At 65.9% G+C, this 14,815-nt stretch carries 14 protein-coding genes, 1 tRNA gene and 1 other RNA gene; 4 read left to right on the top strand and 12 right to left on the bottom strand.

Annotation, left to right across the window (positions count from 1 at the left end; genetic code table 11):
• Window positions 1–168 precede the first annotated feature (168 nt).
• Window positions 169–747 carry a peroxidase-related enzyme gene (locus AAG895_RS14930; RefSeq protein WP_345792777.1) on the top strand — a complete coding sequence of 193 codons (579 nt, stop codon included), beginning with the start codon at window positions 169–171 and terminating at the stop codon, window positions 745–747.
• Between the two features lie 112 nt (window positions 748–859).
• Window positions 860–1,188: a transfer-messenger RNA gene (gene ssrA / locus AAG895_RS14925) on the top strand.
• Window positions 1,189–1,373: 185 nt separating this feature from the next.
• On the opposite strand, the gene AAG895_RS14920 is transcribed toward ssrA, so the two are convergent.
• The 4 genes from AAG895_RS14920 to rpsU all read right to left on the bottom strand — a co-directional run bounded on the left by AAG895_RS14920 (window position 1,374) and on the right by rpsU (window position 5,777).
• Window positions 1,374–1,452, bottom strand: a tRNA-Ile gene (locus AAG895_RS14920).
• Between the two features lie 16 nt (window positions 1,453–1,468).
• Entirely contained in the window at window positions 1,469–3,475 is a 2,007-nt protein-coding gene (gene rpoD / locus AAG895_RS14915) for an RNA polymerase sigma factor RpoD (RefSeq protein WP_345792776.1), read from the bottom strand.
• Between the two features lie 48 nt (window positions 3,476–3,523).
• A complete protein-coding gene (dnaG, locus tag AAG895_RS14910; protein WP_345792775.1) occupies window positions 3,524–5,413 on the bottom strand; it encodes a DNA primase in 1,890 nt (629 codons plus the stop codon).
• A 151-nt stretch (window positions 5,414–5,564) separates the two neighbouring features.
• Entirely contained in the window at window positions 5,565–5,777 is a 213-nt protein-coding gene (rpsU, locus tag AAG895_RS14905; protein ID WP_002924646.1) for a 30S ribosomal protein S21, read from the bottom strand.
• Window positions 5,778–5,920: 143 nt separating this feature from the next.
• Between rpsU and tsaD the strand changes: the two genes are divergently transcribed.
• Window positions 5,921–6,952, top strand: coding sequence for a tRNA (adenosine(37)-N6)-threonylcarbamoyltransferase complex transferase subunit TsaD (tsaD, locus tag AAG895_RS14900; RefSeq protein ID WP_345792774.1), 1,032 nt, complete (start codon window positions 5,921–5,923; stop codon window positions 6,950–6,952).
• Window positions 6,953–6,990: 38 nt separating this feature from the next.
• On the opposite strand, the gene plsY is transcribed toward tsaD, so the two are convergent.
• Window positions 6,991–7,602, bottom strand: coding sequence for a glycerol-3-phosphate 1-O-acyltransferase PlsY (plsY, locus tag AAG895_RS14895; RefSeq protein WP_345795308.1), 612 nt, complete (start codon window positions 7,600–7,602; stop codon window positions 6,991–6,993).
• Window positions 7,603–7,804: 202 nt separating this feature from the next.
• Between plsY and AAG895_RS14890 the strand changes: the two genes are divergently transcribed.
• Complete coding sequence (locus AAG895_RS14890; RefSeq protein ID WP_345792773.1) at window positions 7,805–8,179, top strand: dihydroneopterin aldolase; 375 nt, start codon at window positions 7,805–7,807, stop codon at window positions 8,177–8,179.
• Window positions 8,180–8,266: 87 nt separating this feature from the next.
• On the opposite strand, the gene AAG895_RS14885 is transcribed toward AAG895_RS14890, so the two are convergent.
• The 7 genes from AAG895_RS14885 to AAG895_RS14855 all read right to left on the bottom strand — a co-directional run bounded on the left by AAG895_RS14885 (window position 8,267) and on the right by AAG895_RS14855 (window position 14,700).
• Complete coding sequence (locus tag AAG895_RS14885) at window positions 8,267–8,629, bottom strand: H-NS histone family protein (protein WP_345792772.1); 363 nt, start codon at window positions 8,627–8,629, stop codon at window positions 8,267–8,269.
• Window positions 8,630–8,863: 234 nt separating this feature from the next.
• A complete protein-coding gene (locus tag AAG895_RS14880) occupies window positions 8,864–10,564 on the bottom strand; it encodes an IS1634 family transposase (protein WP_345791802.1) in 1,701 nt (566 codons plus the stop codon).
• Between the two features lie 193 nt (window positions 10,565–10,757).
• Entirely contained in the window at window positions 10,758–11,246 is a 489-nt protein-coding gene (ybaK, locus tag AAG895_RS14875; protein WP_345792771.1) for a Cys-tRNA(Pro) deacylase, read from the bottom strand.
• A 101-nt stretch (window positions 11,247–11,347) separates the two neighbouring features.
• Entirely contained in the window at window positions 11,348–12,277 is a 930-nt protein-coding gene (xerD, locus tag AAG895_RS14870; RefSeq protein WP_345792770.1) for a site-specific tyrosine recombinase XerD, read from the bottom strand.
• The gene (locus AAG895_RS14865) at window positions 12,274–12,804 is read right to left on the bottom strand and encodes a methylated-DNA--[protein]-cysteine S-methyltransferase (protein ID WP_345792769.1); all 531 of its coding nucleotides are present in this window, start codon (window positions 12,802–12,804) and stop codon (window positions 12,274–12,276) included. The genes xerD and AAG895_RS14865 overlap by 4 nt, the downstream gene beginning before the upstream one ends.
• Complete coding sequence (locus AAG895_RS14860) at window positions 12,801–13,382, bottom strand: chalcone isomerase family protein (protein ID WP_345792768.1); 582 nt, start codon at window positions 13,380–13,382, stop codon at window positions 12,801–12,803. The genes AAG895_RS14865 and AAG895_RS14860 overlap by 4 nt, the downstream gene beginning before the upstream one ends.
• A 40-nt stretch (window positions 13,383–13,422) precedes the next feature.
• Entirely contained in the window at window positions 13,423–14,700 is a 1,278-nt protein-coding gene (locus tag AAG895_RS14855; protein WP_345792767.1) for a glutamate-5-semialdehyde dehydrogenase, read from the bottom strand.
• Window positions 14,701–14,815: the final 115 nt, after the last annotated feature.

The following is a 14,815-nucleotide window of genomic DNA, read 5'->3' as shown; positions in this document are numbered from 1 at the left end:
CGCGTCCAGTGGGAGCGTCGATGTGCAAGGCGATGCCGATCGAGAAGGACGACACACGCTCCCACCCTGGCGTCGCAAAGGGCGTCACGGTTCGCACACCGCTTGCGGGCAGGGGTGACCGCCGATCGCTGTCCAGAACTGCCCACGAACACTTCAGGAGAGTCCTGCATGACCGAACGCATCAGCCGCTTCAAAGTCCCCGAGCTTGCCGACATCCCCGAAGACGTCCGCGACCGCATCCTCGCCGTGCAGGAGAAGGCGGGTTTCGTGCCCAACGTGTTCCTGATGCTGGCCCACCGGCCGGCTGAGTTTCGCGCTTTCTTCGACTACCACGACGCCCTGATGGAGAAGGATGTCGGCCTCACCAAGGCCGAGCGCGAGATGATCGTCGTCGCAACCTCGGCGGCGGGCCAGTGCCTCTACTGCGTGGTCGCCCACGGCGCCGTGTTGCGCATCCGGGCGAAGAATCCGCGCGTCGCCGATCAACTCGCCACCAACTATCGCAAGGCCGAGATCACGCCTCGCCAGCGCGCGATGCTCGACTTCGCGCTCAAGCTCAGCACCCGTGGCGGAGAGGTCGAGGACGCCGACGTCGAGCTCTTGCGCGCGCATGGCTTCGACGACGAGGCGATCTGGGACATCGGCGCGATCACCGCCTTCTTCAGCATGAGCAACCGCCTCGTGCATCTCACCGGCACGCCGCCCAACGAGCCCTTCTACCTGATGGGACGGGTGCCCAAGGCTTAGCGTGGTGCGCCCGTGCGCCGCGGCGGTCGGAATTCCGTGTGCGCCTGCGGCGCGTTCCCTTGCGGATCGGGGGCTTGGCGTCGGTCGAGGCCCGCATTTGCTTACAAACGTGCTGGGCGTAAGCCATTGAATGCGGAGTGCGATCTGCGTAAGATCACGGCCATGGTTGTAATCCCGGCAATCTGGAGGCGTTCTGGACAGGGGTTCGATTCCCCTCACCTCCACCCAAGCGCATTCGGGAATGTGTTTGGGTGGGGGTGTACCGGTTTCGACAGGGCGGGCAAAGGTGAGCAGGCAACCCGAGAGGCGACGGACGTAATCCGCGCAAATCCATAAACGCCAACGATGAGCGTTTCGCACTGGCCGCTTAAGGCCTATGCCGAGGCTGCTTGAGCCTTGTTACCAAAGAAAAGCCGGTGGGGACTTCGGTCCCCATCGTCACGTCTACGGCGCGGCTTTTCGCTTCGACGCCGACCGATGTGTCGACGACTTCGACACCACAGCCCTTCGTGTCGATTGCCTCCCGATTTGACGACAGGCGAGCACGGCTGTACCGCGCATGACGAGATGGTGCTCCTGAAAGCACAACGCCAACCCCGAAGGGCTGGCGTTGTGCTTGATGCAGTTGGTGGGCCCCCTGGGAGTCGAACCCAGCACCAACGGATTATGAGTCCGCTGCTCTAACCAGGCATGAGCTAGAGGCCCGGTGCTACTGGAACCTCTATGCGTCGCTGTCGAGGAAGCTGCGCAGCTTCTCCGAGCGGCTCGGGTGGCGCAGCTTGCGCAGTGCCTTGGCTTCGATCTGGCGGATGCGCTCGCGGGTCACGTCGAACTGCTTGCCGACCTCTTCCAGCGTGTGGTCGGTGTTCATCTCGATGCCGAAGCGCATGCGCAGCACCTTCGCCTCGCGCTGGGTCAACGAGTCGAGCACCTCGCAGGTGGCGTCGCGCAGCCCGGAATACATCGCCGCCTCGGCCGGGGCCAGGGTGGCGGTGTCCTCGATGAAGTCGCCCAGGTGCGAGTCGTCGTCGTCGCCGATCGGCGTCTCCATGGAGATCGGTTCCTTGGAGATCTTCATGATCTTGCGGATCTTCTCCTCGGGCATCTCCATCTTCTCGGCCAGCGTCGCGGGGTCCGGCTCCTGGCCGGTTTCCTGCAGAATCTGGCGGCTGATGCGGTTCATCTTGTTGATCGTCTCGATCATGTGCACCGGGATGCGGATGGTGCGCGCCTGGTCGGCGATCGAGCGCGTGATCGCCTGGCGGATCCACCAGGTGGCATAGGTCGAGAACTTGTAGCCGCGCCGGTATTCGAACTTGTCCACCGCCTTCATCAGGCCGATGTTGCCTTCCTGGATCAGGTCGAGGAACTGCAGGCCGCGATTGGTGTACTTCTTGGCGATCGAGATCACCAGGCGCAGGTTGGCCTCGGTCATCTCGCGCTTGGCGCGGCGCATCTTGGCTTCGCCGGTGGACATCTGGCGGTTGATGTCCTTGAGTTCCTTGAGCGGAATGCCGATCCGGTCCTGCAGGTCGATGAGCTTCTGCTGCTCCTCGAGCACCGCGGGGTGGATCCGCATCAGGCCTTCGGCGTAGTTCTTGCCTGAGGCGATCTCGTCCTTGAGCCAGTCGAGGTTCACCTCCTGGCCGGGGAAGACCTTGATGAAGTGCTGGCGCGGCATGCCGGCGCGATCCACGCAGAGCTGCAGGATCTGACGCTCGTGGCTGCGCACCTGTTCGACCATGTGGCGCACCGAGTCGCACAGCTTCTCGATGGCCTTGGCGGTGAAACGGATGTTGAGCAGCTCGTCCGAGATCTGCTGCTTGAGATCGAGATAGGCCTTGTCCTGCGAATCCTTCTTGTCGAGGATCGCCATCTTCTTCGCGTACAGCGCGCGAATGACTTCGAAGCGGGCGAGCGCATCGTTCTTCAGCTGGAGCAGCGAAGCAGCATTGGCGCGTTCGGCGCTGTCGGCGTCGTCCTCGTCTTCGTCGCTGTCGTCGCTGCTGTCGTCGCCGCTCTCCTCGTCCTCGCCGTCCTCGTCCTCGGTGCCCGCGGCCGCTGCTTCGTCGTCGGCGCCTTCTTCGCTGCTGGCGTTGGGGTCGATCAGGCCGTCGACGAGTTCATCGATCTTGGCTTCGTCGCGGGAGATGCGGTCGACGATCTCGAGCATCTCGGCGATCGTGGTCGGGCAGGCGGAGATGGCCTGCACCATGTGCTTGAGGCCGTCTTCGATGCGCTTGGCGATCTCGATTTCGCCCTCGCGGGTGAGCAGCTCGACCGTGCCCATCTCGCGCATGTACATGCGCACGGGGTCGGTGGTGCGACCGAACTCGGAGTCGACCGAGGACAGCGCCTGCTCGGCCTCCTCCTCGGCGACGTCCTCGTCGACGTTGGTCGCGACGCTGTCCGACATGAGCAGGTCTTCTGCGGCCGGAGCCTCGTCATAGACCTGAATCCCCATGTTGTTGAACGTCGCGATGATGCCTTCGATCTGTTCGGCATCGGCAACGTCGTCGGGCAGGTGGTCGCTGATCTCCGCGTAAGTGAGATAGCCGCGCTCCTTGCCGAGGGTGATCAGGGTCTTCAGCCGCGTGCGCCGCACCTCCGCATCGAGCGGCGTTGCAGTGGGGCTTTCGACGAGGGGCGTTGCCTTGTCCTTGGCCTTCGAAGGGCGGCCCTTTGCAGGCGCGTCCTTGCGCGGGTCCTTGGCTTTTTCGCGTGCCATAGCACTCCTCAGGTGAGGGTGTAAGAAAATGGGAAACCCGAAATTGTACTATAAATCTGAGACTTTGCCGCCGGCGACCAGGTTCCGCTTCTCCAGCAGCAGTTCGCTCAGGCGGTGGCGTGCGCTTGCATCGAGGCCTTGCTCACGATCCCGTTGTAGCAGTGCGGCGATCTCGTTGCCCACACTGTCTGCATGGAGCTTGCGCAAGGCATCGTCGAACAGGGTCTCGACCACGGCTTCGTCGAATTCCGCGTCCACGAGTTCCGCGGCGACGCGCGAGAGCGTCTCTCCGTGCGGCGTGTCGCGAAAGCGCTCGATGAGTGCGCCAAGGCCGCCAGCCGGCACGGGCTCGCCGAGGCTGATCAGGTCGATGATCGCGATCAGGGCGAGGCCTTCCGGGCTGTCGCCGGGGATCAGGTCGACCGGCAATCGCGCCGCCCAGGTCGGATGCTGCAGGACCAAGCGCAACAGGGTGCCGGCCGTCGATGGCGGTTTGCGCCGGCCTCCGGGGCGAGGGCGGGGGGTGAAGCTCTGGGGGCCGGGTCGTGCCCTGGCGCCACGCCTGTCCTCCCCGGGGGCAGGGGAAAGGGCGGCGCTCGTCTCCGTGGGCGCGCGCGCGGCGGGCTGGGCGTCGGCGCCACGCCGGCGCGGCGCGCTGGCGGCGAGTTGCTCGAGGGCATATTCGACCTCGCCCTGGGTCATGCCTGCGGTCTCAGCGACCGACTTGACGACCTGCAGCTTGAGCAGCGGCGCGGCGATGCGCGTGACCAGCGGCGCCGCCTCATGCACGAAGGCGGCGCGCCCCTCGGCGCTGTCGAGTGCATGGCGGCCGGAAAGCTCCTGGATCAGGAAGCGCGCCAGCGGGGTGGCGGCGAGGGCTGCCTTGCGGAAGGCTTCGGCGCCCTCGGCGCGGACGAAGGAGTCCGGGTCGTGCTCGGCAGGCAGGAACAGGAAGGCAAGGGTGGCATCATCGCGCAGCGACTCCAGCGCGTTCTCGAGCGCGCGCCATGCCGCGCGGCGGCCGGCGGCGTCGCCGTCGAAACAGAATACGATGCGGTCGGTCTGGCGCAGCAGGGTGTGAACATGCTGTGGCGTGGTCGCCGTGCCGAGTGTCGCCACCGCGTTTTCGATGCCGAACTGGGCGAGCGCCACCACGTCCATGTAGCCTTCGACCACCACTGCGAAGCCGGCGTCACGGATCGCCTTCTGGGCGAGGAAGAGTCCGTAGAGTTCGCGCCCCTTCTCGAACAGGGGGGTCTCGGGCGAGTTGAGGTACTTGGGTTCGCCCTTGTCGAGCACGCGCCCGCCGAAAGCGATGATGCGGCCCCGGCGATCGTGGATCGGAAAGATGATGCGGTTGCGGAAGCGGTCGTAGCGCCGGCCCTGGTCGTTGTCGATCACCAGTCCGGCGTCGGCGAGCGACTTTGCCTGGTAGTCGGGGAAGACCTTTTCCAGCGCCTGCCATTCGTCGGGGGCGTAGCCCAGGTCGAAGCGGGCGGCCACCTGGCCGGACAGTCCGCGACGCTTGAGGTAGTCGATGGCCTGGCGTGCCGGCTTCAACTGGTCGCGGTAGAAGCGGGCGGCCACGGCCATGGCTTCGTACAGGCGCTCGCTGGCGTCGTCCTGCGCCGGGCCAGTCGCGCGGCCGTCGTCGGGTACCTGCAAGCCGACCTGGCTGGCGAGCTCCTTCACCGCGTCGACGAAGCCCAGCCCGCTGTATTCCATCAGGAAGCCGACCGCGCTGCCGTGCACGCCGCAGCCAAAGCAGTGATAGAACTGCTTCGACGGGCTCACCGAGAAGGATGCGGACTTTTCGCCGTGGAACGGGCAGCAGGCGAAGTAGTTTGCGCCGCTCTTCTTCAGCGGCACGTAGCGTTCGATGACGTCGACGATGTCGACGCGGGACAGCAGTTCCTGGACGAAGGACTGTGGAATCATCGCGCGCGCGAACATGTCGGGCGTGGTCGCGAAGCACGTTCAGACGTGCCGCGAGCGCCCGAGCGGTCGTGAAAAAGCATCACGCCGGGCGAGGGTCGAGTGACCTCCGGCCGGCGTGCAGGCAGCCCCGCGAGGCGGGGTGCGAGGAGAATCAGTACAGCTTCGGCGGCAGCGTCTGGCTGCGCAGGCGCTTGTGGTTGCGCTTCACTGCGGCGGCCAGCTTGCGCTTGCGCTCGGCGGTGGGCTTCTCGTAGAACTCGCGCGAGCGCAGTTCGGTCAGCACACCGGTCTTCTCGATGGTGCGCTTGAAGCGGCGGATCGCAACTTCAAACGGCTCGTTTTCCTTGACGCGGATACCGGGCATTGCGGACTTCCTTGGGTGTCTGGTGGGCAGAAAGACCGCGAATATAAACCACAAGCCTGCAGAAGACAAGGCCCGCGACCGTCGGAAAGTGGTCGCCGCGCGCTAAAATGCAACACCGAATCAAGCAAATGCACCCTTACCCCATGAAAGTCCTCGGCATCGAAACCTCCTGCGACGAGACCGGCGTGGCGCTCTACGACACCGACGCCGGCCTGCTCGCGCATCGCCTGCATTCGCAGATCGACCTGCACGCAGCCTATGGTGGCGTGGTGCCGGAGCTCGCCTCGCGCGACCACATCCGGCGCCTGCCCGTGCTGCTGAGACAGACACTGGCCGATGCCGGCCTCGATGCCGACGGGGTCGATGCGGTTGCCTACACCTCCGGTCCGGGCTTGGCGGGGGCGCTGCTGGTCGGGGCCAGCGTGGCGGAGGCCTTCGCGCTCGCGCGTGGCATTCCGGCGCTGCCCGTGCATCATCTCGAGGGACATCTGCTGTCGCCCCTGCTGTCGGCAGACCCGCCAGGCTTTCCCTTCGTCGCCTTGCTGGTGTCGGGCGGGCACACGCAACTGATGCGGGTGCGGGGCGTCGGCGATTACGCCCTTCTGGGCGAGTCGGTGGACGATGCCGCAGGCGAGGCCTTCGACAAGACCGCCAAGCTCCTCGGTCTCGGCTATCCGGGTGGCCCACAGCTGGCGAAGCTCGCCGAGCAGGGCGTACCCGGCCGTTTCCGGTTGCCGCGGCCGATGCTGCACTCGGGCGATCTCGACTTCAGCTTCAGCGGGCTCAAAACCGCCGTGCTCAATCAGGTCTCGGCGCCCGCCTGGAATGCCGAAGGCATCGCCGATCTCGCGGCGGAGTTCCAGCAGGCGGTGGTCGAGGTGTTGTGCGCGAAGGCGCTCGCCGCGCTGAAGAAGGTCGGCCTGAAGACGCTCGTGGTAGCCGGTGGCGTGGGGGCGAACCGCCGCCTGCGTGAGACCCTCGACGCGGCCCTCGCCAAGCGGGGCGGGCGGGTGCATTACCCGGAGCCCGCGCTGTGCACCGACAACGGTGCGATGATCGCCTTCGCCGGTGCGCTGCGACTCGCGGCGGGTGATCGTGGGTCGCGGGCGGGGGCGGTGCGCATCCGGCCACGTTGGCCGCTGATCGAACTTCGGCCGCCGCGGCCGGCGGATTGACGGTAGGGGAGGCCGCCGCCGACCCGGAGTCTTCCTGGTCAGGCCTCGGGCGGGTTGTCCTTCTTCTTGCCGCCGATCCTGCCCTCGGTTCCGGCGCGCAGGCGCGCAATGTTCTCCTTGTGGCGCCAGATCAGCACCGCCGACATGACGGCGAGCACGCCGACCGCGAGCTTTGGGCCGAGAAACATGAATGCGGCGACCGGGGCTGCGGCTGCCGCCGAGAGCGCCGCCGCCGAGGAGTAGCGCGAGGTGTAGGCGACCATCAGCCAGATGACCGCGCAGAAGATCGCGATCCGTGCGTCGACGCCGGCGAGCACGCCGAGCGCGGTGGCGACCCCCTTGCCGCCGTTGAAGCGCAGGAACATCGAGAATACATGGCCGAGGAAGGCTGCAAGCCCCGCGAGCGCCGCCTGGCCGAGGTCGAAGCCGAGTTGCGTTGCCGCCCATACGGCGAACCAGCCCTTGAGGCTGTCGCCGAGCAGGGTCAGCGCGGCCGCGCCCTTGTTGCCGCTGCGCAGGACGTTGGTTGCGCCCGGGTTGCCGGAACCGTACTTGCGCGGATCTTCCAGGCCGAAAAGCCTGCTGGTGACGATGGCGAAGGGGATCGAGCCGACGAGATAGGCGGCGATGAGCAGCAGCAGAAGTGACATCATGGCTCCACCGCCGGGTCGTCCCGAGCGGCTTGTCGATTAGGTGGTGCTTGGTTGTGGGCCGGCTGGGCTCCGCAGACCCCGCTGTGCTGCCGGGTCGAGGACGAAGCGGGCTTCGCTGCATCGTTATCCGACCGGCAGCTTTTCCGGGCGCGTGCGCGCTGGCGCGCTAGAATCTGCCGGATTCTAAACGGGAAGCAGCATGGATTTCATCTTCATCGAGGAATTGCGCGTCAAGGCGTGGGTCGGCATCTACGAGCGTGAGAAGACCGGGCCGCAGACCGTCGAACTCAATCTGACATTCGGCGTCCCCGAGGCTGCCGCCGAGCATGACGACATCGCCGACACCATCGACTATGCGGTGGTCACCGCACGCATTCGGCGCGAATTGGGGGAGCGTCATTTCAACCTGATCGAAAGCCTCGGCGAATTCGTGGTGCAACTCCTTTTCGAGGAGTTCGGTGCGCCTTGGGTGAAGCTGAAGGTTGCAAAGATTGGCGTGATGAAAGACGTGCGCCGGGTGGGCGTGCATATTCAGCGAAGTCGCGCGGGAGTCACGATTCCGCCTGCAGCATGAATAAAAGCCGCCGTTGCGGTGTTGATCCGCAACGGCGGCCTGTTGTCACGATGCAGACGACGCACGTGTCGCCGCCGGTTCCTTGAATCAGGCGGCGAGTTCGTCCAGCGACTTGCCTTGCGCGATCCAGTCGAGCGCCCACTGCGGTTTGCGCCCACGGCCGCTCCAGCCCTGTTCGGGATTGGCGGGGTTGCGGTACTTGATCACTGGCGCCGGCTTGGCCGCCTTTGCGGCCGCGCGTCGGCCGCGCTTTGCGACGGGCTTGGATTCGGTTGCAGCCACCGCACCGCCTTCGAGCAGGTCGTCGAGCGACAGGCCCTCATCGGCGGCCATCTTCTGCATGCGCTTGATCAGGTTGCGGCGGGTGACGTCGCTGCGACGACGAATTTCGCTTTCCACCTTGGCCTGAAGGCGGCGAAGTTCGGGAAGCGTATAGGTGGAAAGATCCATGGTGACTCCGGGTCAGAAGAGCGTGCATTTCGCCCGGGCGGGAGAAATGGATGAACGCGATGGCGGTTCAATGCCTTATTTGAATTGCCCGCAATTGTGCCACCTTTCAAAACCGGAATGAAAGTCCTTTCAATCCGGCAATCGAATTCGCAATCGCTCCCGCTGGGCCCCCCGAGTTCGACAGTTACGCTCGCAAGTGCTTGTTTTTGCTAGATCGCACTTTCAAAAATGCCACTACAACAGCGCCAACTGCTCCGGCGCCGCTGGTTTTTCTATCCCCAATGCATGAAGCACCTCGTTCTGTTCCGTGCTGAGCGTCGACACCCCCGCCACCGGCTCGCCGCCGTTCAGGCGCACGCGGTGATGCTGGATGCGCTGCAGTTGCTCGAGCGCCCGCTCGGGCGTGTAGCCCGCATTGGCCGCCTTCAGGCGACTGCGCATCACCCGGTGAAGGATCAGCGCCATGAAGCAGATCGACGCGTGCGCGCGGATCCGCTCGGGCAGGCGGTGATACACCGGGCCGATCTCGATCTCGGACTTGAGCACCTTGAAACCGCGCTCGATATCGGCGAGCGACTTGTAACGCTGAATCACGCTCTGCGCGGCGAGGCCCTCGGCGTTGGTGACCAGCAGCAGCTTGCCGTCCATCATTTCGGCAAGACGCTTCGCCTTGTCGTCGATGTGGTAGCTGAAGAGCTCCTCGCTCAGATCCACCTTGATGATGCGCGACAGGTGCGCTTCGCTGACCGCGTGGTAGAAGCGCGCCTTGGCGCCGCTGTCCGAGAGCTTGCGCCCTCGGTGCTTCACGCCTTCATCCTGCTCGGTGAGCTTGCCCGACCATTGGTCCGCCTGGCGGATCAGCGCGTCGACACGCTCATTGCGCTGCTCGGTCTTGGTTGCGGCCGTCGCGGGATCGTGCGCGACCACCAACCGAAGGTCGTTCCAGGTGTGCTCCGAGATGACCTCCTGCGTGGCGCCAGCGCACTGCGCTTCGTGGAAGGGTTCGAGCAGCTCGATGAACTCGTTGTAGCGCCGACCGGGCACGGCGACGATGAATTCGAGCGGCTTGCCGCTGGCCAAGCGCACGGCCTTCAGCGCTTCGAGATTGTCCAGGCTGAGCAGCCCCCGGTCGGCCACCAGCACCAGGCGCTGCACCGACGGGAAGCGCTCGAGCACCTGGGTGAGCGTGGGCAGCAGGGTGCGCGTCTCGGCCGTGTTGCCGTCGAACACCTCGTGGTAGATCGGCAGCCCTTCGGCGGTCTGCACCACACCCAGCATGAACTGGCGGGCAATCAGCCCCTCCTTGGCCATGCCGTACTGGCGCACGTCGCCGGCCTGCTGGCTGAGTCCTTCGCTTCGGATCGTCGTGAGGTCGTAGAAGACCACCGAGAGATCCTGATCGATCAGCGGGCGAAGCAGCCCGGCGACCACCGCATCGACCTCGTCCTGATGATCCATCAGCGCATCGAGGCTGCGCAGCAACTGCTGGTGCGTGACCGCCTTCGGCCCGAAGTCGGGCAGCGCCACCGTCTGCACCCAGCGCAGCACGCCGAGTTTGGATTCAGGGTCGCACAGGCGGTTGAGCACCATCAGCCGGATCAGCGCTTCCACGTCCGTGGTGCGGCGCGTACGGCGAAATACCCGCCGCAGCTCCGAGAAGCCCAGCGACTTCCACAGCTCGGTCAGCGCCCACACGTTACCGAGTGCCCGCGCGGACTCGAACGACACCGTGGGCGCCGGCGGCTTGGCGCCCATCGGTTCGCGACCGGTGATCTTCAGCAGGCCGTTGATGACCGCGTCGAGCGACCCATCGACCTGTTCGGCGCGGCCGAGCGTGGCGACGGTGCGCTTCTTCACTCGTCCCGCCTCGTCGCGATAGGACTCGACGAGTTGGACGTAGCGGCGGCCTCCGGAGGTGGTGAGCTTGACGTGCATGCCGCCACTTTAGCGACCTACAAAGTGCCGTCAAGTTTGGCGGTGGCTGTTACAAACGTGCCACCACAGCACTTTTGCGATCATGGCCTTCAAACCCGCGCCGGAACTGGAGTCACTTTCCGAAAAGGCGCGAAAATCGGGGTTAAGTGTCGAACCCTGGGGGCCCGTTCCCGTCAGCGATTCAATGACGAGATCAGTTGGCGACTTGAACCAGCTTGGGCTGCAGCACGCGCATCAGGTCGTGGGGATGAATGCCGACGAGGAAGCCGCGTCTGCCGCCATTGATATAGATGAGCGGAAGATCGAGGATGGTGCGCTCGATATAGACCGGCATTTTCTTGCGCGTGCCGAACGGCGACGTTCCGCCGACAAGATAACCGCTGTGGCGATTGGCGGTTTCGGGTTTGCAGGTTTCGACGTGCTTGCATGGAATCTGGCGTGCGAGTTCTTTCGTCGATACCTTGTGATCGCCGTGCATGAGCACGATCAGCGGCTGCGCGTTTTCGTTCTCCATGACCAGCGTCTTGATCACCGCGTGCTCGCTGACATTGAGTTCGCGGGCCGATACGCTCGTGCCGCCGTGTTCCTCGTACGCGTAAAGATGACTGGAAAATGCAATTCCGTGCTGGCGGAGAAATCGCGTGGCCGGGGTTTCCGGGGCGTGAATATCTTGTCTGCTCATCATTTATCCCGATTGGGAGGGGGCCTTGCGGCCGCGGCTCAGGTCAATTTCTTTCATTGCGCGCATCGTGGGCGGGCTCGGGCCCATGCGCCGCACTCGGCTCATGCGCGCGGATGGTGTCTTGCATGCAATTGCTTGAGGCGCTCGCGTGCCACGTGGGTATAGATCTGCGTCGTGGAAATGTCGGCATGGCCAAGCAGCAATTGAACCACGCGCAAATCCGCGCCGTGATTGAGCAAGTGCGTGGCGAACGCATGCCGCAGGGTGTGCGGCGAGATTCGCTCGCGGGCGATGCCGGCCTCGATTGCGTGCTGTTTGATGATGCGCCAGAACATCTGTCTTGTCATGCCGGCGCCCAATCGGGTGACGAAAACCTCGTCGCAGACCCTGCCAGCGAGCAGGGCGGGGCGTGCCTCGCGCAGATAGCGCTGCAGCCAGTCCACGGCGATCTCGCCGAGCGGGACGAGGCGCTCCTTGCTGCCCTTGCCCATGACGCGGAGCACGCCTTCACCGAGTCCGACGGCGAACACCTTGAGGCCAACCAGTTCCGACACCCGCAGCCCGGCCGCATAAAGCACCTCGAGCATGCAGCGGTCGCGCAGGCCCTGCGGCGTGGACGGGTCCGGCGCGGCGAGCAGCGCTTCGACCTGGGCCTCGCTGAGCGTCTTCGGGAAGCGTTCCGCGGGCATGGGCGAATCGAGCAGGAGGGTAGGATCCTCGGTGATCTCGCGATTGGCCAGCAGCAGGCGGTAATAGCGCCGCCATGCGGCGAGCAGGCGGCGCTGGCTGGCCGGTTTGGCGCTGCAGCTGAATTCGGCCAGATAGGCGGCGAGCTCGGCCGCGGTGGCAGCGGCAAGGCTGCGCCCGCGCGACTCGAGCCAGGCGGCGAAGCGCGCGAGGTCGCTGCGATAGCCTGCCAGTGTGTTGCGCGCGAGTCCGTGCTCGAGCCACAGGGCGTCGGTGAAATGATCCAGCGCGCGCCGATGGTGCGCCTGCAGTCCGGCTTCGACAGCCGGCGGACGCGCGCTCACAGCGCGCCTTCGAAGGCAAGCAGCCAGCGCTTGACCTCGAGCAACCAGCCCTCGCGTGCGTTGGCGAAGCCGCCCAGCCCGTGCGCCGCGGTCACGCGGTGGCAGGGTACGACGAGCGGGAAAGGATTGGCGCCGCAGGCCTGGCCGACCGCGCGCGGCGCGCTGCCGAGCCGGACGGCGAGTTCGCCGTAGCTTGCGGTCCGGCCGCGCGGGATGGCGCGGATGGCTGCCCATACGCGCTCGCGGAAAGGCGTTCCACGGACCGCCAGCGGCACAGGAAAGGGCTCATCGGGGTCCTCGATCCATGCGCGCAGGGCATGCGCAGCCGCACCTGCGGTGGCGTTGCGCGGGTCGAGCAGCGCCGTGCCCGGCGGCAGGAAGGTGAGCTCCTGGAGAACGCCGTCACGGGCGTGTATGCCGAAGGGGCCGAAGGGCAAGGCGATGACCGCATCGAAGCCGGCGCGCACGTCGCAGCCCGCTTCGTTCGTCGCCGGTTCGCGTTCGGCCGGCGCTGGCGTCGTTTTCATTGCGGCCGCTTGATGAGGGCGTTGCGCAGCTCGGGGTCGGCGGGGCGCTCGCCCAGCCAGATGCGCAACAGCGCCGGATACAGGCCCTTGTCCTCGATGTCCTCGCCTTGTTGCTGGCCATCAACGGAAAGTCGGGTGGCGCCGTTCCCGAGCTGGTCGATGTGGATCTCGGTCCCGGCCTTGACGGCGCCCACCGCGTTGAGGGCGGCAAGCAGCGCATCCGACGCGGGCTTGAGTGCGGTGAGCGCCGCAGCGTCATGGTTCTTTTCGAGTCCGGCGACGAGGGCGTCGCCGAACTGGCGGGCCTCGAGGTCATGAATCGGCACGATCCGGATACGCTTCTCGCCGCGATCGCGGATGATCGCCTCGGCGTCGGTGCGAGGGGCGCGCAGGTAGAGGCCCATCACATACACCTTGAAGCCGAGACGGGTGCGCACACCGGCGCCATTGAGCTGCAGCGCTTGCTGCTGAACGGTCTCGCGGGGCTTGAATTCGACATTGCCGAGCACGGTGGCAGCCTGGGCGAGGCCGGTCGAGAGCAGGGCCGCCGCGAGCAGGGGGCGGATGAGGCGAAGCATCGGATGTCCTGAACCTGAGTATCGTCGAAGCGTCCCGGGATCAGCGGCGCACTTCGCCGTTACCGAAGACGATCCATTTCTGGCTGGTCAGCCCCTCGAGACCCACCGGGCCGCGGGCGTGGATCTTGTCGGTCGAAATGCCGATCTCCGCGCCGAGGCCGTACTCGAAGCCGTCGGCGAAGCGGGTCGAGGCATTGACCATCACCGAGGAGGAATCTACCTCGCGCAGGAAGCGCATGGCGTGGGAATAGTTCTCGGTGACGATCGCTTCGGTGTGGCCGGAGCTGTAGGTGTTGATGTGGGCGATCGCCTCGTCGACCCCCTCCACCAGCTTCACCGCGATGATCGGCGCCAGGTATTCCTCGCGCCAGTCCGACTCGGTTGCCGCGACCAACCGGGCGGCGTCGACGCCGGCCGCGCCGAGCAGGGCGAGCGACTCCGCGCAGCAGCGCATCTCGACGCCCTTGGCTGCCAACATGCGGCCGATCTCGGGCAGGTAGATGTCGGCGACATCGCGCGCCACCAGCAGCGACTCGGCGGTGTTGCAGGTGCCGTAGCGCTGGGTCTTGGCGTTCTCGACGATGGGCACGACCTTGACGGGATCGGCCTCGTCATCGATATACACATGGCAGTTGCCGTCGAGGTGCTTGATGACCGGCACGCGCGCGTCCTTGGAGATGCGCTCGATCAGGCCCTTGCCGCCGCGCGGCACGATCACGTCCACGTACTCGGGCATCGTGATCATGGCGCCCACGGCCTCGCGGTCGGTGGTCTCGACCACCTGCACCGCGTGCTCGGGCAGGCCTGCAGCCAGCAGGCCTGCACGCACGCAGGCGGCGATCGCGCGGTTGGCGTTGATTGCCTCCTTGCCGCCGCGCAGGATCGCGGCATTGCCCGACTTCAGGCACAGCGCCGCGGCGTCCGCGGTGACGTTCGGGCGGGCCTCGTAGATGATGCCGATCACGCCCAGCGGCACCCGCATCTTGCCGAGCTGGATGCCGGACGGGCGGCGCTTGATGTCGGTCATCTCGCCCACAGGGTCGGGCAGGGCGGCGACCTGCTCGAGGCCCTGGGCCATGGCCTCGACACCTTTTTCGTTGAGCGTCAGGCGGTCGATCAGCGCCGGCTCGAGGCCGGCTGCGCGTGCTTCTTCAAGGTCGTGGGCGTTGGCGGCGAGCAGTTCGGCGCGGCGGGCGCGGATCTCGGCAGCCATTGCGATCAGCGCGGCGTTCTTGGCTTCGGTCGACGCCGCGGCGAGCACGCGCGAGGCGGCGCGGGCCTGGCGGCCGAGGGTCTGCATGTAATGCTGGATGTCCATTCGGGGGCGATTCCGGGCGATGTTCGGCGCAGCCTTGCTGCGCTGCGGATAGACCGGCATTAAAGCATCGAACACGGCGCGGATGGAACCGGTTCGGGCAGCGGCGGGCGTGTCG

This window comes from Thauera sp. JM12B12 (assembly GCF_039614725.1).
GTDB lineage: Bacteria > Pseudomonadota > Gammaproteobacteria > Burkholderiales > Rhodocyclaceae > Thauera.
This window is presented reverse-complemented; position numbering and strand designations above follow the sequence as displayed.

Excerpts from the sequence above, each read along its gene's own strand:
- AAG895_RS14930 (WP_345792777.1), top strand. The coding sequence starts at position 169 with ATGACCGAACGCATCAGCCGCTTCAAAGTCCCCGAGCTTGCCGACATC.
- rpoD (WP_345792776.1), bottom strand. The coding sequence starts at position 3,475 with ATGGCACGCGAAAAAGCCAAGGACCCGCGCAAGGACGCGCCTGCAAAG.
- dnaG (WP_345792775.1), bottom strand. The coding sequence starts at position 5,413 with ATGATTCCACAGTCCTTCGTCCAGGAACTGCTGTCCCGCGTCGACATC.
- rpsU (WP_002924646.1), bottom strand. The coding sequence starts at position 5,777 with ATGCCCGGTATCCGCGTCAAGGAAAACGAGCCGTTTGAAGTTGCGATC.
- tsaD (WP_345792774.1), top strand. The coding sequence starts at position 5,921 with ATGAAAGTCCTCGGCATCGAAACCTCCTGCGACGAGACCGGCGTGGCG.
- plsY (WP_345795308.1), bottom strand. The coding sequence starts at position 7,602 with ATGTCACTTCTGCTGCTGCTCATCGCCGCCTATCTCGTCGGCTCGATC.
- AAG895_RS14890 (WP_345792773.1), top strand. The coding sequence starts at position 7,805 with ATGGATTTCATCTTCATCGAGGAATTGCGCGTCAAGGCGTGGGTCGGC.
- AAG895_RS14885 (WP_345792772.1), bottom strand. The coding sequence starts at position 8,629 with ATGGATCTTTCCACCTATACGCTTCCCGAACTTCGCCGCCTTCAGGCC.
- AAG895_RS14880 (WP_345791802.1), bottom strand. The coding sequence starts at position 10,564 with ATGCACGTCAAGCTCACCACCTCCGGAGGCCGCCGCTACGTCCAACTC.
- ybaK (WP_345792771.1), bottom strand. The coding sequence starts at position 11,246 with ATGAGCAGACAAGATATTCACGCCCCGGAAACCCCGGCCACGCGATTT.
- AAG895_RS14865 (WP_345792769.1), bottom strand. The coding sequence starts at position 12,804 with ATGAAAACGACGCCAGCGCCGGCCGAACGCGAACCGGCGACGAACGAA.
- AAG895_RS14860 (WP_345792768.1), bottom strand. The coding sequence starts at position 13,382 with ATGCTTCGCCTCATCCGCCCCCTGCTCGCGGCGGCCCTGCTCTCGACC.
- AAG895_RS14855 (WP_345792767.1), bottom strand. The coding sequence starts at position 14,700 with ATGGACATCCAGCATTACATGCAGACCCTCGGCCGCCAGGCCCGCGCC.